General features: G+C 57.6%; 19 protein-coding genes and 1 pseudogene. 7 read left to right on the top strand and 13 right to left on the bottom strand.

The genetic code is table 11. The features are described 5' to 3' along the window. The 3 genes from O9H85_RS06740 to O9H85_RS06730 all read right to left on the bottom strand — a co-directional run. A partial coding sequence (locus O9H85_RS06740) for an AAA family ATPase (RefSeq protein ID WP_269880515.1) occupies window positions 1-1,621 on the bottom strand: 1,621 nt, incomplete at its 3' end. Then, the gene (locus tag O9H85_RS06735; RefSeq protein WP_269880514.1) at window positions 1,618-2,910 is read right to left on the bottom strand and encodes a metallophosphoesterase family protein; all 1,293 of its coding nucleotides are present in this window, start codon (window positions 2,908-2,910) and stop codon (window positions 1,618-1,620) included. The genes O9H85_RS06735 and O9H85_RS06740, both read right to left, overlap by 4 nt. A gap of 16 nt (window positions 2,911-2,926) precedes the next feature. Then, window positions 2,927-4,063 carry a glycosyltransferase family 4 protein gene (locus O9H85_RS06730; protein ID WP_269880513.1) on the bottom strand — a complete coding sequence of 379 codons (1,137 nt, stop codon included), beginning with the start codon at window positions 4,061-4,063 and terminating at the stop codon, window positions 2,927-2,929. Between the two features lie 198 nt (window positions 4,064-4,261). Between O9H85_RS06730 and O9H85_RS06725 the strand changes: the two genes are divergently transcribed. After that, window positions 4,262-5,404 (top strand): GGDEF domain-containing protein, encoded by a 1,143-nt coding sequence (locus O9H85_RS06725; RefSeq protein ID WP_269880512.1) that lies wholly within the window; start codon window positions 4,262-4,264, stop codon window positions 5,402-5,404. A gap of 63 nt (window positions 5,405-5,467) precedes the next feature. Here the strand turns inward: O9H85_RS06725 and O9H85_RS06720 are convergent, their stop codons facing one another. Continuing rightward, complete coding sequence (locus O9H85_RS06720; protein WP_269880511.1) at window positions 5,468-5,677, bottom strand: helix-turn-helix domain-containing protein; 210 nt, start codon at window positions 5,675-5,677, stop codon at window positions 5,468-5,470. Window positions 5,678-5,882: 205 nt separating this feature from the next. Between O9H85_RS06720 and O9H85_RS06715 the strand changes: the two genes are divergently transcribed. The 3 genes and pseudogenes from O9H85_RS06715 to O9H85_RS37700 all read left to right on the top strand — a co-directional run. After that, window positions 5,883-6,317 carry a helix-turn-helix domain-containing protein gene (locus O9H85_RS06715; RefSeq protein WP_269880510.1) on the top strand — a complete coding sequence of 145 codons (435 nt, stop codon included), beginning with the start codon at window positions 5,883-5,885 and terminating at the stop codon, window positions 6,315-6,317. 21 nt (window positions 6,318-6,338) lie between these two features. Then, window positions 6,339-6,899 carry a pyridoxamine 5'-phosphate oxidase family protein gene (locus O9H85_RS06710; protein ID WP_269880509.1) on the top strand — a complete coding sequence of 187 codons (561 nt, stop codon included), beginning with the start codon at window positions 6,339-6,341 and terminating at the stop codon, window positions 6,897-6,899. A gap of 747 nt (window positions 6,900-7,646) precedes the next feature. Further along, window positions 7,647-7,763 (top strand): annotated as a pseudogene (locus O9H85_RS37700) (ATP-binding protein); the annotation flags it as partial. Between the two features lie 74 nt (window positions 7,764-7,837). On the opposite strand, the gene queC reads toward O9H85_RS37700, so the two are convergent. From queC to queD, 3 genes are all read right to left on the bottom strand, one after another. Next, a complete protein-coding gene (queC, locus tag O9H85_RS06705) occupies window positions 7,838-8,527 on the bottom strand; it encodes a 7-cyano-7-deazaguanine synthase QueC (protein ID WP_269880508.1) in 690 nt (229 codons plus the stop codon). A gap of 78 nt (window positions 8,528-8,605) precedes the next feature. Further along, window positions 8,606-9,319, bottom strand: coding sequence for a 7-carboxy-7-deazaguanine synthase QueE (locus O9H85_RS06700; RefSeq protein WP_269880506.1), 714 nt, complete (start codon window positions 9,317-9,319; stop codon window positions 8,606-8,608). Next, window positions 9,316-9,792 (bottom strand): 6-carboxytetrahydropterin synthase QueD, encoded by a 477-nt coding sequence (gene queD / locus O9H85_RS06695; RefSeq protein ID WP_269880505.1) that lies wholly within the window; start codon window positions 9,790-9,792, stop codon window positions 9,316-9,318. Before queD ends, O9H85_RS06700 begins: the two co-directional genes overlap by 4 nt. 134 nt (window positions 9,793-9,926) lie before the next feature. Here queD and O9H85_RS06690 point away from each other — a divergent pair, with 134 nt between their 5' ends. Next, window positions 9,927-11,315, top strand: a complete 1,389-nt coding sequence (locus O9H85_RS06690) for an RsmB/NOP family class I SAM-dependent RNA methyltransferase (protein ID WP_269880544.1) — start codon at window positions 9,927-9,929, stop codon at window positions 11,313-11,315. A gap of 62 nt (window positions 11,316-11,377) precedes the next feature. Here O9H85_RS06690 and O9H85_RS06685 read toward each other — a convergent pair whose 3' ends face one another. Next, the gene (locus O9H85_RS06685) at window positions 11,378-12,403 is read right to left on the bottom strand and encodes a hypothetical protein (protein WP_269880504.1); all 1,026 of its coding nucleotides are present in this window, start codon (window positions 12,401-12,403) and stop codon (window positions 11,378-11,380) included. Between the two features lie 212 nt (window positions 12,404-12,615). On the opposite strand from O9H85_RS06685, the gene O9H85_RS06680 reads away from it, so the two are divergent. Continuing rightward, window positions 12,616-12,705 (top strand): YjcZ family sporulation protein, encoded by a 90-nt coding sequence (locus O9H85_RS06680; protein ID WP_269880503.1) that lies wholly within the window; start codon window positions 12,616-12,618, stop codon window positions 12,703-12,705. An 85-nt stretch (window positions 12,706-12,790) separates the two neighbouring features. Here O9H85_RS06680 and O9H85_RS06675 read toward each other — a convergent pair whose 3' ends face one another. The 4 genes from O9H85_RS06675 to O9H85_RS06660 form a co-directional block, all read right to left on the bottom strand. Then, on the bottom strand, window positions 12,791-13,606 hold the full coding sequence (locus O9H85_RS06675; RefSeq protein ID WP_269880502.1) for a Cof-type HAD-IIB family hydrolase: 816 nt from the start codon (window positions 13,604-13,606) through the stop codon (window positions 12,791-12,793). Between the two features lie 83 nt (window positions 13,607-13,689). Further along, on the bottom strand, window positions 13,690-14,445 hold the full coding sequence (locus tag O9H85_RS06670; protein ID WP_269880501.1) for a pseudouridine synthase: 756 nt from the start codon (window positions 14,443-14,445) through the stop codon (window positions 13,690-13,692). Then, entirely contained in the window at window positions 14,446-15,954 is a 1,509-nt protein-coding gene (locus O9H85_RS06665; RefSeq protein ID WP_269880500.1) for an RsmB/NOP family class I SAM-dependent RNA methyltransferase, read from the bottom strand. A gap of 18 nt (window positions 15,955-15,972) precedes the next feature. Further along, window positions 15,973-17,595: a hypothetical protein gene (locus O9H85_RS06660; protein WP_269880499.1), complete on the bottom strand. Its 1,623-nt coding sequence runs from the start codon at window positions 17,593-17,595 to the stop codon at window positions 15,973-15,975. Between the two features lie 169 nt (window positions 17,596-17,764). Here O9H85_RS06660 and O9H85_RS06655 point away from each other — a divergent pair, with 169 nt between their 5' ends. Further along, window positions 17,765-18,247, top strand: a complete 483-nt coding sequence (locus tag O9H85_RS06655; protein WP_269880498.1) for a thioredoxin family protein — start codon at window positions 17,765-17,767, stop codon at window positions 18,245-18,247. A 140-nt stretch (window positions 18,248-18,387) separates the two neighbouring features. On the opposite strand, the gene O9H85_RS06650 is transcribed toward O9H85_RS06655, so the two are convergent. Then, window positions 18,388-18,810: a DUF309 domain-containing protein gene (locus tag O9H85_RS06650; protein WP_269880496.1), complete on the bottom strand. Its 423-nt coding sequence runs from the start codon at window positions 18,808-18,810 to the stop codon at window positions 18,388-18,390. Window positions 18,811-18,827 lie beyond the last annotated feature (17 nt).

Genomic DNA, 18,827 nt, shown 5'->3' with positions numbered 1-18,827 from the left:
CGGCGCCGGCGGTGCTGCGGCTGCGGCTCGCGAGCAGCCAGGCGGCGCTGCCCGCGGCGAGCAGCAGCAGCGCCGTGAGCGCCGCCGCCGGCTGGCGCAGCAGCGCAAGCGCCGCGGGCACGAGCAGCGTCAGCGCGAGCAGCGCCGCGAGCGGCAGCCGCGAGGCGTCGGAGCGCTGCCCGCGGCCGGCGCTGCGCGAGCGCGGACCCGCGGCGGCGCCGGCGGCGAGCTCCGCCTCGCGCGCGGCTTCGCGCCAGGCGTAGTACAGCTTGCGCCCGCGCCGCAGCAGCTCGAGTCCCTGCTGCGGGTCGAGGCCGCCTTCCGGGCCGGACATGCTGCTCGCATCCCCTACAGCCGCGCCGGCCGCTTCCAGCTCCAGCCGGGCGGTTTCCGCCGCAAGCAGTGAGTCCTCCCGCTGCCAATCCCGCCACTCCTCCCGGAAGCCCGCCGCCTGCTCCCGCAGCATGACAAGAGACGGCAGCGCCTCCAGCGTCGATTCCGTCCACTCCGGCTGGATCCGCCGAAGCTGCTGGCGCAGCTCCTGATCAAGCTGACGCTCCTCCGTCTCGGCCTCTACGATCAGTCTCCCGGTATCCTCGTAGGCGGCGTACCGCTCCGAGAGATGCTCCAGCTCGGCGCGATCCGCGAGCACGTCTCCCTCAGCCTCCGACGCTTCCTGCGCCTTCACGAGTGCGGTCGTAACCGAATCGGCCTCTAACCGGATCCGGGACTGCTCGACCTGCAGCCGTTCGAGCTCGCTCTGCAGCTGCTCCCAGCGGCTAAGCGCATCCTCCGGCCAATCCGTCAGCTCCGGAAGCCCTTCAAGCTCCGTCCGCAGCTCCCGGCAGCGCAGCCGGTGCGGCCGGGCTTTCCAAACGCGCTTCAGCCGATCCGCTTCCTTTCGAAGCGTGCCGGCCCCCACTTCCATAGCGGCAAGCTCGCCGGCGAGCCGTGTCTCGTCCTCACGCAGCGCATCATAGCGTCCCGCCTGGGCCAAACTGTAGCGCAGCTCGTTCTCCGCTGCGCCCAGCTCCTGCAGCTCGCGGTTGATCCGGGGCGTACGCCCTCTCGGCTTGTACAGCTGCTCAAGCTCGCCGGCCAGCTTCCGTTCGGCCGAGCGCAGGCCGAGACCGCTGGCCCCGAGTCCAGCTCCATACAGGTAGCCGCTGATCTCGCCATGCTGCAGCGTGCGCAGCTCCTGCAGCTCCGTCAGTCCGAAAGCAAACAGACTGCGGAACAGCTCGGGGGTAACGCCGGAGAGCAGCTCGGACAGCTCCCGCTCTCCCCCGATCGACCTGTCCGCGAACCTTACGCGCACACTTCCCGCCGCAGGCGCGCGTCCCCGTCCGTCCGGCTCCGCGTCCCATCGCTCGATCCGGACGGTGTTTCCCGATGCATCCTCAAGCACGATGGCTCCTCCATGGGCGCTGCCGTCCCCCGGCGCGAAGCGTTCTGCGGAGCCGCGCGGCGGAAATCCGAACAGCACAGCCCGGATAAATCCGAGCAGCGTGCTTTTCCCCGCTTCATTCGGACCGTACACAAGCGAAGCCGGAGCAATTAGGTGCAGCCCCTTGTTCTTCAGAGAACCGAAGCCCCCGATATGGATCTGTTTGATGTTCAAGGCTTCATCCCCATTTCTGCCTCCCCGGCCAACATATCGATCACCAGCTCTTCGGCCTCCTGCAGCCATTCCCGCAGCTCTTCATCGTTCAGTTCGTTTAGCAGAGCTTGCAGCTGAGGCTGCGCCTTTACCGCGGCGAACGCTTCCTCCTTGAGCCCGGCCCACTCATCCGGGTCAGCCCCGATCTCCTGCGAGAGACGCAGCAGGTCTCCCAGGAAGCCCGGCTGCCCGTTCAACCGTTCCCGGTCCACCGGCGCGCCGGTACGGTCCTCGATCGCATCAACCCACACGATGCCGGCATCCGCCTCCAGCCGTTCCTGCTCCCGAAGCCTTGCCGCCAGCTCTCCCGCCGAGCCTTCGCGCCGCAGCGCCGCGTGCAGCGGTCCGCGGCCTGTCAGCCGCAGCCGCGCCAGAGCCGGACGTCCAGCCGCGTCTTCGCGCAGCGTCTCCACCGCATCCTCCAGCGCCTCCTTCAGCTCCTGCTCGGTCGATAAGGACGAGATGTCGACTGAGCCCTCAATCCAGCGCACCTCGTCGAGCGAATGAAACGCCAAGGACGTATCGCCGGAGGACGAGACATCCGCCAGATAACAGCCTCGCGCCCCGGTCTCCCGAAAATGCCGGCCCTGTATATTCCCCGGATAGACGATCCATGGACGCTCGTGCAAAATAGCGCGCGTATGGATATGCCCGAGCGCCCAATAATCGACGCCGCGCTGCAGCAGTTCCTGCTTGCGGCACGGCGCATAGTTGTCGTGCTGCGGGTCTCCGTCCACATTGCTGTGCAGGAGTCCGATATGGTACAATCCGTCGTTCCAGTTCCGGAATCCGGCCGAGAGGTTGTCCGTAACCGATGCCGTCCGGAACGAAATGCCAGATACTCGGGCGATCGGCTCTTCATCCCGTCCCTTGACGACGACGCTTTCCACTTCCTCCCAGCCGAAAGTAACAACCGACTCAGGCCAGCGCAAATGCGCCGTATAGCCGCCTTGTACCGGATCGTGGTTTCCATGAATGACAAAGGCGGGTATCCCTTGACCCGCCAACGCTTCAAGCGCTCCTTGAAATTTAAGCTGCGCCCGCAAAGAACGATCCTTCGTATCGTACACGTCGCCCGCAATGACGACAAAATCGACCCGCTCCCGCACCGCCAGCTCCACGAGCCGGTTCACCGCTCCGAAAGCAGAGGAACGGACCTGCTCCCGCAGCCGGTCCGGGAGCGATGCGATCCCTCGGTACGGGCTGTCCAGATGCAGGTCCGCCGCATGAATAAACCGAAATGCTTTCATTTGCGTCTCCTCCGTACTATTCCTTCGCTTCTTTCCGGTACGTCCGGTACATGCTCCTCAGCTGCTGCACGACCGTCGTCATCGAATAAGATTTCAGCGCCTTCTCCAAGGCGACCCGCGCAAGCTGGTAACGGTACATCGGATCGCTAGCCACCTTCTCGAGCGCCAGCGCCAGAGCAGGCACGTCGTCCACCGGTACGAGCAGACCGTTGCTGCCGTGTTCGATCTGTTCTGCGATACCGCCGACATTCGTGCCGACCACCGCCAATCCGCACAGCGAAGCCTCCGCGAACACCGAACCGAAAGCTTCCGCGCGGGAAGGCAGCACGAACACATCGAAGAAAGGCATGAAGTCTTCAGGATGGAGCATGTAACCGTAAAAAATCGTGTCGTCATAGATGCCGAGCGATGCCGCCAGCTCCTCAAGCTCGGTGCGGATCGGCCCGTCCCCGATAATATGCAGCACGAACGGGTGGCCCTTTTTCTTGAGCTCTGCGCACGCTTTCAGCAGCACGTCAAGCCCTTTGGCCGGAACGAGTCGGCACACCGTTATGAGCTGAGGCATCTTGTTCTCGTGATGCACGGGACGGAACCTTTTCTCATCGAAGCCGTTCGGAATGACGCCGATCCGCTCCGGCTCCTGCACGAATTCGGCCAGGTAATTCTTGAAGGAGTTGGATACCGTCGTGATTTGATCCACCTGATCCTCCAGCTCCCGGTACAAGGAGGTCAGGAACGTTTGCTCCTGGCCTCCTTCCTCAATCTTGCCGTTCAGCATCAGCTCGCGTTCATAGCTGGAATGCATCGTCATGATGACAGGTGTGTCCGGGAACAGCTTTTTCATCACTAGTCCCGCGATCGGATGATGAGCATGTATCAAATCGTACGTCTTGGTAATCCGCATGCGGGTCCACCAGACGTAGTCCTTAAAGGTTTGGATATATTTATCGACCACTTTGTTTCCGGCGTACTTCTCCCAGTCGAACGTCGAGAAGCGCACCTCTTCCGTTCCTTTACCGCGTATGCGCTTGGGAAGCGAGAACAGCTCCATTTCCCAGCCTCTTTTATTGAAGCGGTCGATCATGAAGGGAACCATCGAGGAAACCCCGCCCGGCTGCTCCGGGGGAAAAAACAAAGCTTGAAGTATACGCATGAAGTCCTCCTAGAATCGTCCGCGCTTGCCGGAACAGGGCATGACTCGGTCGCCGGCAAGGCTTGTTAATATCATCCTATCAGTTCTGGCAATGGACGACAAGACTTCACGAATCGAATATATGTTTGCTATAATGAAAGGCAACATCTTCCGAAAAACTTATTATGACCCTGCCACTGTGGAGGCTTTCCTATCTTTATGACGACGCCAACGTTTTCCGATTTCGTGTTCGGCCCCTACGGCTCCGTATTTATATACGGCATGCTGATGGTCATTATTTTGATGACTTCGCTCGTATCCTTCCGGCTTCTCATGAACCGCCGCAAGATCGGCTATTTATCCATGATCGTCTCTTTAATTATTTTGCTGGTCCAGTACGGACAGCTGATCCGGCAAGCACTTTCTCCAAGCATTGACGATACCGCCGTTTTCACTGCCCTGCTGGTGAAGGTGCTGGCTTTCGTTTTGGTAAATATCGGTCTGTACCAGTTGTACAACGCCACCCGAACAAGAGATTTCGTCGTATTCGCGTTTTTCGGCGGCATTACGGCGCTCGTCTCGATGACCTATTGGTATGCGCCGAACTGGCTGGAGGGCAGCGAAGAACAAATGAGGCTGCTGAAGCCACTTGGCTTGGAGCTCTACTTGTTCCTGCTACTGTTCCTGAGCTTTCTCCTGGTCAATCCCCGCATCGGCCAGAACGGCAAATATCAGCTGATGCTGACCGTTTATTTTGCGGGGCATATCGTACATATGGCCAACGTGTATTTATTCGACGGCAAGCAGCGCTACCTCGGTTTGCTGGAGCAAACGGTTCCATTCGTATTTCACATTGTTCTGTTCCTGTTTATCTTCGAGCGGGTCATCGAAATCATGCAGGCGATTTACAATTCGTCCATAACGGACGGTCTAACGAAGCTGTACAACCGTAAATATTTTTATAACAGGGTTCAGCAGTGCATCAATCAGCAGACTCCGGTATCGATCATTTTCAGCGACATTGATAACTTTAAGAAGCTTAACGACACGAAAGGGCATCATATGGGCGATCAGGTATTGAAGCAGGTTGCTCACATTATGAAAGAAGAGGCGGAAGACAGCGGGCTCTGCGGGCGCTATGGCGGAGAAGAAATGGTCGTGCTGGTGACCGATCCTGATGAGAGCGCGGGGGAGCTGGCGGAGCGGATTCGGGCCCGGGTGCAAGAGGAAACCATCGTCACGGTAAGCATGGGATACAGCTCTTACAAGAAAGGTCTCGGAGCGGACGAGCTGATCAAAAAAGCCGACGAAGCCATGTATCAAGCCAAGACGTCGGGCAAAAACAAAGTGGTCGCATCATAGTGCCGGCCGACCTCAATCCTATCGTCACGCAAGCAAGTGTTCTTCTTAAGAGGAACACCTGCTTCACTCTATGATGAACAACTCCTCCATCGGATGGTTCAGCAGATCGCTGAGCTTCTTGGCCGTAGCGGGCCCCACCGGCTTCACGGACCTCTCCAGCAGGCTGATGTAGGCGTAGCTTAACCCCGTAAGGTTCGCGAGCTCTCTTTGCGTTAATCCTTTTATAATCCTCGCTTTGACGATAGCGTTTTGTTTGGCTGTGATTTTCACCATGACGATCCCTCCATGCTGGGGCTTATTTCCTATTTCCATTATATCCCACATTATTTACAAAAGCAATATCATAAGTTTACTTTAGTATATCGAATTACCAATTGAACTTGCGAATGTTTACTGCTAGTATAAAAACATTAACCCTTGTTTACTTTATTTGTCAGTCCGGTCGCTTGATTTACAACCAAGAATGAAGGTGTTAAGGTTGGATTTTTACGAGCAGCTCAAAGACATGCGCAAGCTAAAAGGCTTTACGATACGTGAGCTGGCCGACCGCTCCGGCGTATCCGCCGCTTACATCTCGCAGCTGGAGAACGGCAACCGCGGCGTTCCTTCGCCCGAGGTGCTGATGAAGCTATCGGAAGGCTTGAACATACCTTATACGGAGCTTATGGCGATTGCAGGCTACTTGGAAAAGTCCCCGGAGACCGATACGGCAAAAGCCGATAAACCCCGGATCAATTTGCGCCGTTTTTTACGCGAGAATGAGCTGGTGTTCGATGGCTTGGAGCTGACCCGGCAGGACAAGGAATGGATCGAACGGATGCTGACAGTGCTGTTCTGGCCGGATAAACGCCGCATGGAAGGACTTAAGGAGGAGTCTTCCCCTGCGGATGACTCCGGCAGGTACCGTTATTGACCATGACAGGGAGGTACGGGTATGGGGAAATTGTTCTCTGAGCTGGGTCCGGAGCATGTGGCGTTTATAGAGAAGCAGCGGATGTTTTTCGTTGCGTCGGCTCCGCTGGCCGGGGAAGGACATGTGAATCTTTCACCCAAAGGCTACGATGCGTTTCGAATTCTTTCCGCCGCGGAAGTCGCTTATTTGGATTTGACCGGCAGCGGCAACGAAACGAGCGCGCATGTGCAAGAGAACGGAAGGATCACGCTCATGTTCATGGCCATGGAGGGAGCCCCGATGATTCTCAGGCTGTACGGTAAGGGGAGCGTGTATCTCCCCGGCTCACCGGACTGGGAACGGCTGAGGCCCCGCTTCCCCGACATCCCCGGCGCCCGCCAAATCGTTGCCGTACAGCTCCACGCCGTCAAAACCTCCTGCGGCTTCAGCGTACCTTATTATTCCTACGACGGCGACCGCGATACGCTAAAAGAATGGGCAGCCCGGAAGAGCGATGATGCGCTGGCCGCCTATCGACGGGAAAAGAACGCCGTTAGCATGGACGGTCTAACCATCCCGCTAGTGTCGGATGCGTTAGAATGAGCTCAGCTTGGGGCAATTGAGGACGAAGCCGGCAGCCCCTGGGGAGAATACGTCTGAGCTTGGAAATCCGGCTGCTTGCATTGGAATTGGCTAGTCGGGTGCCAACGGTTTTCCGCTGTTAGAAGGCAGCCCTCGGAGGCTGCCTTTTCGTGCCGTTAGCTTTGTAAGCCGGCCTTATGTATCCAAGTCTTTTCAAGTGTGAAGTTTGGTTAGCTCATGCGCTCTACTCCATTAACTCCATTAACTCCACTAGCACTACTAACTCCACTACCTATATTACCTCTATTACCTCCACTAGCTCTACTACCTACATTAACTCCGCTAGCTCCACTACCTATATTAATTCCACTACCGAAGTGAACTTCAAACCCTTGTAACCCTGGTTTAGCGGACCTAACCTCGTTTCCATTGAATCCAAGTCTGCTAGATACTCTACTTGCACCCGTGTTGATCCTCAGATCTCACTATCTCGGTTTAGCTTGCCTAAACTACTCGTAAAGGCAATAATGAACCTCAGGACCCTACTAATGAACCTGGGGGCGCTAAAAGTACCCGATTGTTCACTACAGCCCCATACCGCGCCCGCTGTCCTGGTTTACTGAACCTGGGGTCACTTCTAGTGAGTCCAGGTTCACTAACGCCCCTCTTCCAGCGCCCCGACACCCTATAGCACCTTGAGAACCCTATGAATGAACATCGCGTCTCTTGAATTAATCGAAAGTTCATTACAGCCCCAACGGCGGATCTAGCCTAGGGCTTGTAATTGCCAACACACTCATCAAACAGCATGGAGGCCGGATCGGCATCATTAGCCCAAAGGGCCGTGGCAGTACATTCTGGTTTCAAGTACCGTCAAGGCGTTGATTCGGCCGGATAAAAAAACCGGCAATCCCCAACGGGCGAATCTGCCCGCCGGGATTTTCCGGTTCGATTTAACATTATTTTTGCTTATAAGGAATCGGGTCGCTCGAGCCTGCTTCCGCGAAGCCCTTCAGCCGCAAACGGCAGCTGTCGCATTCTCCGCAAGCCTCGGCTTGTCCGTTGTAGCAGGAGGTGGTGAGCTCATAAGGAACGCCGAGCCGCAGCCCTTCTTGAATGATTTCCGCTTTCGTCCACATAATTAGCGGCGTCTCGATGTGCAGCGGTCCGCCTTCCACGCCGACGCGGGTGGCGAGCGCCATCACTTCCTCGACTTTGTGGATAAATTCCGGACGGCAATCAGGGTATCCGCTGTAATCCATTGCGTTCACGCCGATATAAATCGCTTCGGCTCCCGTAACCTCCGCATAGGATGTCGCTATCGACAGGAACAGCAGGTTCCGTCCAGGAACATAGGTAACGGGAATATCCGAATCCACAGGACCGCTCTCCCCGGCCGGCGGCACGTCGATCGATTCGTCTGTTAAGGCGCTTCCGCCGAAATCCTTCAGGAAGCCGAGCGAGATCACCTTATGACGATCCTGAACACCGTAATGCGCCGCCACTTGGCGGGCGTTCTCAATCTCCGACTTATGGCGTTGACCGTAGTCGAAGGTTATAGGGTACAGCTCGTAGCCTTTGTCGCGGGCTATGCCCATGCAGGTCGTACTATCCAAGCCGCCGCTCAAAATGACAACCGCTTTTTTCATATGCGTCCATCCCTTTCTTTATCAACCGTTCTTTAGCCGATTCATTTATGCCAAAAAAGCCCGGCTTGCGCCCAGCGTTTACACGCCGCGCGCCGCCGGGTCCCATATGATCTTGTGCAGCTGCATGTTCAGCTTCACATGGGATAGTCCGTGCTCCAGCATCAGCCGCACCAGCTTCTCCGGCGGCATCGTTTCCCATACCGGGCTGAACAGCGGCAGGGCCTTTGTCGGATTCGCCTCCAGCACTTCCTTCGCCGCCATAAAATCGCGCTCGCTGCCGATGACGAATTTCACCTCGTCCTGCCCTCGAAGCAGCGGGAAATTCGACATGACCATCTTGTCCTCTTCTCCCGAGTCCGGCAGCTTATAATCCATCACATAGCGGACGATCGGCGAATCAATCCTAGACAGGAAAGGTTCCAAATCGATCGCTCCGTTCGTCTCGATGTGCAGGTCTGTGAGCCGACCGGTTTCGGCCAACGCTTCAATCAGCGCCGCCGAGCGGTCGCCGTACAGCAGAGGCTCGCCGCCTGTAAGACACAAGTGGGTGGAACGGAATTTCGCCGTTTCCCGCACGATGTCGCCGATCGCCATGACAAACTCCGCTTCGGCCGGAGGGTAGCTATACTTGGTATCGCACCAGGTACAGCGCAAATTGCAGCCGAACAACCGGACGAATACTGTCGGAAACCCGGCGCGAGTCCCTTCGCCTTCGACCGTTTCGAAGATTTCCACCATCGGCAGCTTAATGCCATCGCGCTCCGCCTTATTCATGATGGGCGCCTCGTTCATGCCGGATCATCTCCCATCAGCCTGGCGGTAACCGCAGCATAACTGGTCGGCGTCTCCCACAGACGAACTTCCTCCACCCGGATCTGCGGAAACAACTGCTCTTCGAGCAAGCCTTCCCGAAGCTGCTCGTACATCCAGACGACCATGTTCTCAGCCGTTGTATTCATCGGCGGAAGCACCTCGTTCAGATAACGATGGTCCAGCTTGTCTATAATGCGGGCTTTCGCGATTCGCTTTATGTCTCCGAAGTCGATCGAAATGCCGCGTTCGTCAACCTTCCCGCGCATGATTACCTGAACCTTGTAAGTATGCCCATGCAGGTTCTTGCATTTCCCTTCATAGCAGTGCAAGTGGTGCGCACTATCGAAGGTGAATTCCTTGGATACAAGTACTTCGCGATCGTGATACTTCAATTGGTTTTTCTGTATATCGACACCCAACGTTTGTACTTTATTTGGGATTTCGTATTCCACTCTCGATTCACCTCTCCCCAAAAAGACCAAACTATTATATCACGGCTGGTTCGCTTCTCACAATATGGTGAAACCTGTATAATGGGTAGGAATTCGATTATGCGAAAAAATTCGACAATGGAGCCGGATAGATGATGATTACGTTACCCCCATCTTATGTTGAACAAATGCGCCGGCAGCTTGGCGCGGAGTCGGCCGCTTTTCTCGCCAGCTACGATGCTCCGAGAACGCAGGGACTGCGGCTGAATCCGCTGAAAACGGGCCTCCTCGAAAAAGGTTTAGATCGGCTGGAGCTGAAATCACGGTTCGGCCTGGAGCCCGTCCCTTGGTGTGACACCGGCTTCTATTATGACGAAGCCTCACGCCCTGGCAAGCATCCTTTCCACGCCGCAGGGCTTTACTATATCCAGGAGCCGTCAGCCATGTCGGCTGTAGAACTGCTGGCACCGGAGCCGGGCGACATCGTGCTCGATTTGGCGGGGGCTCCCGGGGGCAAATCTACGCATATCGCGGGCAAGCTCCGCGGAGCAGGGCTTCTCGTCTCGAACGAAATCCATCCGGCAAGGGCGCGCATCCTGTCCGAGAATATCGAACGGTTCGGCATCCGCAACGCGATCGTGACCAGCGCCTCGCCTCCGCAGTTGGAGGAGCGCTTCCCCCGCTTCTTCGATAAAATCATGGTCGACGCTCCATGCTCCGGCGAAGGCATGTTCCGCAAAGATCCGGAAGCAATGGACGAGTGGTCTCCGGACCACGTCACCATGTGCGCTGCGAGGCAGTCGGATATTCTGGACAGCGCCCTGGCGATGCTGAAGACCGGCGGGCGGCTGGCCTACTCCACATGCACCTTTAACGAAAAGGAAAATGAAAAGGTCATCGCCGGACTGCTCCAGCGGTATCCCTCACTCCGGATAGAACGGACGGAGCGGATTTGGCCTCATCTGCAGCGGGGGGAAGGCCATTTCGTCTGTGTGCTGCGCCTGGAAGAGGACCCCGGCACCGGCCGGCCCGCCCTCTCCGCCGCGGCAGCGAAGCGCCCCGAAGGCAGACCGAAACGGGGTGCGGTCCGGCCCGAGGAAGAAGCGATCCGGTTGTATGAAGCCTTCGCAGCCGATACGCTTTCTCCCGAAGAACGAGCGCTTCCCCCCGGTGAGCCGGTGCTTTACGGGGAACAGCTCTACTGGCTGCCCCATGCGGCGGGCTGTCCCCTGGACAGAGGTTGGCTTCAGGGCTTGAAGGTTCTTCGCCCTGGGCTCCATCTCGGCGAAGTGAAGAAGGGCAGACTGGAGCCGGCTCATGCCTTGGCCTTGAGTCTTCCCGACGCGTCGTATGCGACAAGGGTATTCGACCTGCCGGACGAAAGCGATGCGGCGGAACGCTATCTTCGGGGGGAAGCGCTGCATACGGACGAAGCCGCCGGCGGTTGGACGCTGGTCGCCGTAGCCGGATTCCCCATCGGCTGGGGCAAGCTGTCCGGAGGCCAGCTCAAAAATCATTACCCCAAGGGACTCCGCAAGCCGTAAGGCTTTAAGCTTCACTAAATAAAGGCTGTGCGCCCGTATTAGGGCGTCACAGCCTTTTTATCTTAATGCAGCTGCTCCGTCTCGAAGAACATCTCCTCGATCAGCCGGTTCTTGTGCATCATGCTTAAGTTGATAAGATCGTAGTCTTTTTCCTTCTCCAGCTCTTGCATTAGCATCATGGCGATCGCCTCCCGGTCTCCGGCGCTGCCCGGCTCCCTGAAATCGACGAAGCCGGAAAGCTGCTTGTCGCTGATATCTACCGTCGCCGTGCCGATCGGCAGTCCGCTGCGCGATGGCTGATAAATCTCGTAGCTCAGCACATCCCCGTCATCCCGCGCCAAAATAACGTTATATTTCTCTCCTGGCACTTCGCTATCGAAGTCAGCCGCGTCCTCCAGCAGATCATCGTGCGTCAGCTCGATCGTTTCGAGGATATCGCCGTCCAGCTTCATATCGATGACGAAGGAAACGACCTCTCGATCCTCCAAATCGCCGGCGAGCAGGTCCGCCGTTTCATCCATCTCTTCCTCCGTCGGCTCGACGCTCCAATCGACGAAGCCTGTCACTTCCCTCCCGTCGATCCGTACGAAAGCATCGGCGATCCAGTGCTCTCCTTCATAAATACGGTACTCCACCGTATTGCGCGTTTCGCTGGTTACGGCCAGATCGAGCCCGGTCAGCGTATAAACATCCTGCTCGCCGGGCTCATCCTCGAACCTCGTATCGTAATCGATCCAATCGGACTCATAGTCCAAATCTTCCTCAACGTCGACCCCAGGCATGCGGGGATCGACAGACGATCCCTCCGAGGCGATAACATGATCGTAGTTGCTGAAGGTTACCATGACTTCGCATTCCTTCAGGCGCATCGCGTCGATCAGCCCCTGCACGTACTGGTGTACGTGGTCGCACACCACATCTTTTTCCCGCTCGGACAACACTTCGGTTTCCAATTGGAGCGCCCCCGCCATTTTATCGCCCTCCCGGTACACCAGTGTCAGCGTACCCACAAACTGGTCGCGATAAACGATATCGCACACTTCTCCGCCGGATGTTCGGATATCCGGCCGCAGCACAAGCTCACTCATCGATGTATTCCTCCCCTGGGGCAAGATGGCAGTTCCAATACGCCGGGCACTAAGCCTAGCCGTAGGATTAGCAATCTTAGCATGTCCTGCCACGCCCAAAAACTATGCACCGGGACAAAAGTCCATACCTTTCCCGGGAGCCGCCATATGATAAGGTAGACCGATGCCCCACCGGGTTATCGGAAGCCTAAGTTCAAAGGGAGGAATTCCAAATGTCTTTTGCACACGGCTTCTTCACTTCGACTGGTACGATCCTCGTATTGTTCATTCTGCTCGTTATCGTTTCCCGTTGGGTATTGTAAGAAGCGCTTCCCCGTCGCACTAAGGATTAAAAACGGCAAGGGTCCGAACGCCTGGATCGTCCGAACCCTTGCCCGAGAAATCCATTTAGCTCAGCACATACCGCTGCAGCGCGAACCTGACGCCCTCCTCGTTGTTGGAGGGGACGACGGCGTCGGCTGCTTTTTTTACGTCTTCGGGCGAATTATCCATAGCGATGCCCAGACCGGCAAACCGGATCATGTCCACATCGTTGTAATAATTGCCCATCGCCACAACCGCGGAACGATCGACGCCCCACAAGGCGGCCAGCTCCTTAAGCGCTTCTCCCTTGGAGGCCGCAGCCGGCATGACGTCGATAAAATGTACGCCGCTGCGAATCGCCGTCAGCGACGGCGGCAGCTCCAGCGCCGGGATATCCGCCTCGACCCGGTCCATCTGCTCCTCGCTGCCGAACAGCGTAAACTTAACGAGCGGCTCCGCATGACGCAGCACGTCCGGAACGATATGGGGAGTCAGCATAAATTTGGCATACATCGCCTTCGCTTCCTCCCCGATGCCTTCCGCATACATTTCCCACGCGGTACACACGTCAAAGTGAACCTGCCGCTCGCGGCAGTAGACCGTCAATGATTCCAGCTCGGCGACCTGGAAGCTGATTTGATGCAGCAGCCGGCGGGACGGCGTCTCCACGGTCACCGCCCCGTTATGCGTGATCAGCACGCCGTCCAGCTTCATCTGCTCCAGAACCGGAATCGCATTCGCAGGTCCGCGGCCGGTACACAGGACGATGCGGGCTCCCGCGTCATGCGCCATGCGAACCGACTCCACCGTGCCGCTTGTCAGCTCGTAGCGGTCGTTCAGCAACGTCCCGTCGACGTCCAGTGCAATAATCCGGTATTTCGATTTCACCAGCTTCATCATCCGTATGGTTTCTCCTTCTCCATCAGGGCAACTCTCTCGATAAGGTAACCCGTTTCTATACTCTATAAGTTTATTCGGCTGCTCTAGCTTTCTCCATGCGCTCTAAGCTTCTGCAGCTCCTCCGATGTTAACTCCCGGTAGCGGCCCGCCTGCAGGCTCGAATCCAGCGATAAAGGTCCCATGGTGATCCGCTTCAGGAAGACGACCCGTTTGCCCACGGCTTGAAACATACGCTTCACCTGATGAAACTTCCCTTCCATAATGGTCAGCTCGATTCGGGATTCGGAGGGCGAACCGGCCGCCGCCGGCTTCATCGTCTCCAGAATGCGAAGCTCCGCCGGCATCGTCTTGTAGCCGTCGTCCAGCTCTACGCCATGACGGAATGCAATCGCATCCGCTTCCTCCACATACCCTTCCACAACCGCGTAGTAGGTTTTGGGCACATGCTTGCGCGGAGACAGCAGGTTGTGGGCCAGCTTGCCGTCGTTGGTGAGCAGCAGCAGCCCTTCGGTATCCTTATCCAGCCGCCCGACGGGGAACAGCTCGAAATGGGCATAGTCGTCGTCCAGGAGATCCAGAACAGTCCGGTCCCGGTTGTCCTCCGTCGCCGAGACGACACCCTGTGGCTTATTCAGCATCAAATAGACGAATTCCCTGTACCTCACGGCTTCGCCCTCTACCGTAATCTCGTCCTTATCCGGTTGTACCTGCAGCCCGCTGTCCTTGACGGGCTTGTCGTTGACGCGGACGGAGCCGCGCTTCACAAGCAGCTTGATCTCGCTGCGTGTGCCGAAGCCGGAGTGCGCCAGAAGCTTGTCCAATCGCAGCTTAATTGCCACCTAGGTCCACCTCCAGCCCGGGGGATAATCGTTTTTCAGCAGGCCGTCCTGCCATCGGCCCCAGCCGACGGGGAAGCCGTCGACGCAGACGAGGACGAAGCCTTTGGGCTGGATGCCCTCCTGCGCGATATGCAGCTCATCCGCAGCGAGCTCCAGCGTCTCGCCCTTCAGGTATTTTACAGTGCGCGGATTGGCTGCCGCGAAGCTCACGCTACGCAGCGCATCGGAGGCGCGCAGCCCCATAGCCAGCGCGTGCGAAGGCACGAAGCGCTGCTTGGCTACGCTGCCGAGATACCAGCCAGGCCGGATGACCCGGATCCCGTCCAGCTCCGGCAGCGCTTTCGGCGCGGCGTAAGCATGCTCACCGCGCCAGACGACCGCGGCGCCCGAGTACGGCCCGGCGGCCAGCTGCTCCGCCGCGAAGCGGCCGAGCGCCTCCAGCGGGTCCGCTGCCGGGGCGGCCGCCCCGGCGCGCCCTGCGCCCTTGCGGGCCGGGCGTGCCTCGCGCGGGCGCAGCGGCTCCACGCGAAGCCCACGCTCCGGCTCCGCCGCCGCCGGCGTGCCGCCGCCGACGCTGCCGCGGTGCCTCAGCACCGCGGCGTAGTGGCCTTCGCCCTGCAGGCGGTGCGGCCACAGCCGCGCCGTACCGGCCGTTTCAGCGCCGCGGGCATAGCCCGCTGGAAGCCAATCCGGCCGTCCCGGCGCGAACTCCTGGTGCACGGCGCTCCCGCCGACGGGCACCACCTCAAACCACGGATTCGCATCCAGAAACTCCGCGATCATGGCCTCATTCTCCTCCTGCGAGAACGTGCACGTCGAATAGGCGAGCGTCCCGCCAGGCTTCAGCATCCGCGCCGCCTGGCGCAGCAACACCCGCTGCATCGCCGCGTAGCGCTCCGGCCAATCGGGCCGCCAGGCTTTGGCCATCTCCACCTCCTTGCGGAACATCCCCTCTCCGGAGCAAGGGGTGTCGACGAGAATTTTATCGAAGAAGCCCTCGAACGGGCCTTCGAGCTTCTCAGGGTCTTCGTTCAACACAACGGCGTTCCGGATGCCGCTGAGCTCGATATTTTTGACCAGCGCCTTCACCCGGTCGGGGTGCACGTCGTTCGCCACCAGGAGGCCCTCGCCTTGAAGTCTTGACGCGAGCTGGGTCGTCTTCCCTCCCGGCGCCGCACATAAATCAAGCACCCGGTCGCCTGGACGCACGTCCAGCAGCTCCGCAGGTGCCATTGCGCTGGGCTCCTGTATGTAGTATAACCCGGCGTGATAATGCGGGTGCTTCCCCGGCCGGTCGCCATCCTTGTAATAAAAGCCCGATTCGGCCCACGGCACCGGCCTGAGCTCCAGCTCCGACAAAGCCAAGAACGCTTGGACTGGCACCTTCCACGTATTGACGCGAAGTCCGTACAGCCGCTCCTCGTCATAAGAGGCCAGGAAGGCCGGCATTTCGGCCCCCAGCCTCGCTTCCATCGCTTGCACAAAAGCTTCAGGCAAGCCTTGCTTCATGCTTCGTTCAGCTCGCTTCTAGTTAATCTGGAAGAAAAAAATCCGGTCTCCGTCCGGCTGCGTCTGATAACGCGATAAATAATGGCCGCTGAGCATTGCGAAATCACGGTTATCCCAATTGTACTTCTTATAATGAAACGCTGCAACGATGAGATCGGGGCGCGTCAGGGAGCTGACGAAGACGCGCTTGCCCGGCTCATCCATGAACAGCACGCTGTCTTCCTCCGGCCAAACACGGAGCTGTCCGGTTCGCCATTTCGTCATGTAGACCGTCCGATCCTGGATGTTGGCAAATGCCTGCGCCCCCGGCGAATCATTCACCGCATCGGTCAGGACGCTGCCGTAAAGCACATCCTTCCGGTCCCAGCTATCCGGCACATTCACCGAAGCGAGGGGGATCGTCTCCCCGCTCATCGCATCGCCAAGCAGCCAGCCGGCGGTTTTCTTGTACGGACCCTTGGTTCCGGAGGCCACCGTATACCGATGCAGCAGAACCTGCTTCTTCTCCTCGCTGTATCCCGCAAATTCCATCCGCTCGGCCGAATCCCTGGGCAGGCTGAACCGTTTGATCGGATTCCCCTTCATATCAAGCAGCTGTACCCCGAATGAATTCAGAAGGGAGCGCTTCTCCCCGGCAAGAATTTGCTCGCCTCCCCGGTCATAAGTAAAGTTGTAATAGACAATGCGGCCACCGGCATCCATGCCCGCGTCGACCAGCCCCTGCTCTGCGGTAAAAGGCTGCTTGGCCGTACCGTTGTTCAAATCGAGCCACCAAACGTCGTTCTGAAACCGGCTTGAGCTGTACAACATCACCTCGGAGGAAGGAGACTGCACGAGCGTTTCCCCGGGACGCTTCTCCCCGCTGCCCGGCAGATCGAATGACGCGGCACCCGTCTTGAGGTCGTACAAGGCCAGGCCGTGCTTCGTATCACGGATCAGAACATGCCGTTTATCGGGCGACAGCCCGGCCCCGAGTACCATGGGAAGGCTGCTCGTTTCCTTCGGCACATGCATCAGCTCAAGGACCGGCGTCACCGTCTGGTTCTTTAGGTTGTACCGGTTCACCTCGTAGACCCAATCCTCGCCTTTATTGTGAACGGCCGTATATAAGAATTCATCCGCGCTGAGGAACCCGCAGAGCCGGGTCGAGCCTGCCGCGACCTCGGAAGGAATGCCGTAAGTGAGCGCGATCGGCTCCTGCAGGATCGCTTGCGACTGGGGATCGGCACTGACGAAATCGATTTGGGTCCAGGGACGGTCTTCCTGCAGCTCGGTCCGCTGCATGAAATAAACCGCCTTCGCACGGTCGGGAGTCGTATATTGTTCCATAATACGGCTTTTCTTAAGGGTAGCCTGCAGAGTCCGGGATTTCGCTTTAACTATATGAATTTCGGGAAATTCAAAGGGAGGAAGGGTCGGGTTGTCGCTTGCGAAGCGATCCTTCAGCCGAGCTTCTTGCGGATTTGACGCCGGCATGACCTGCTCCGGAAAAGAACGGCTTGAGACGACAGGAGCCGTTGGGTGCATCGACATACTGAGAACGTAAACTCCGCTAAACCCCAGGCTAAGAACGGCGAGCAAAGCGCCAAGTCTGACGTAGGGACTTGCCTTATGGCTGCCGCTGAAATGAATTCCTCTCATGCTGTTTCCCCGCTTCTGTCATGGATCTGGAGGCTCCGCCCCGCTACTCAATAATTCCACGAACAATTCGAAATTCCTTCAATTTTATAGTATGATCGGAAGAGGGAAACAAAGCGTAAGCAACGAATCCTAATATAGGATACCGAATCGGAAAGGGATTGAAGAAGAGATGAAGAAGCTTGCCATTTATTTGTCCATCATCGTGGTGCTATTCGGCGCGATTTATGTGGTGAATGCCCAATCGAACCAAGCGAAATTCAGCAAGTATGCGAATAACGTATACGGCATTGCGCCGGACAAGCTGAACCCGGAGACAGTGAAGCTGCTTGACGATCCGAATTACCAGAATATCATCCTGCCGGACGCGCTGGACAAGAAAATCGCGAACAAGGAAGATTTCGTTCTTTATTATTTCTCCTCCACTTGCCCGCATTGCAAAGTTACGACACCTGTACTGAACCCGGTGGCGAAGGAGGTCGGCCTCGACATCAAGCAGTTCAACCTGGAAGAATTCAAGGACGGCTGGAACCGCTACAAGATTGAAGCTACTCCTACGCTGATCGCTTACAAAGGCGGCAAGGAAGTGGAACGGCTCGAAGGGGAGCAAAAGGCGGACACGTTCAAGACCTTCCTGCAAAAGTACAAAAAATAATTCAAAACCAAGGTTGCGTCAAAGACCGAACGATAACGGTCCGGGACGCACCCTTTTTTTCTTTTGCGGGTTCCATTGGCCGATGGCATGAGCTCATTGAGGCGGAATAACAAAACCGGTCCCCATGCATGCCGCCGTAGTTAGTTCTCTTCCCCATGCTCCTCAGGCGGATGCTGCCGGAGCGCCTCCACGGCTTGCACAAGACGGTCGTCCACTATCCGGATGTCCAGATCGTAGAATTCAAACGGCTCCTTCTCCCGCTTATGCAGCTTGTCCAGATAACGTTCGCTGTCCTCCCGCAGGCGCTTCAAGTCGATGCCGAGCTCGATCCCGCCGAAGCCGTTCAGCTTTTCGAGTCCCGCGGTGAACAGCTTCACGGAGCCGTTCGGATTGCCGTTCCGATAATGGTAAAGGCCTACTGCTACCTGCAGCAGGCCCTGATATAAAGGATCGCGGCCTTCTTCGAGCCACAGCTCCTCCATTACCTCGTGGCACTCGAAATAATCCCGCTCGAAATTAAAATAGTAAATGAACTGAACATACAGCCGGTCATACTGCGTCATGTTCCGCCGCTCCTCCG

Origin of the sequence: Paenibacillus gyeongsangnamensis (assembly GCF_027533625.1) — a bacterium.
Taxonomy (GTDB): domain Bacteria; phylum Bacillota; class Bacilli; order Paenibacillales; family NBRC-103111; genus Paenibacillus_G; species Paenibacillus_G gyeongsangnamensis.
Note: the sequence above shows the minus strand (reverse complement) of the source record. Positions and strands in the feature narration are given on the sequence as shown.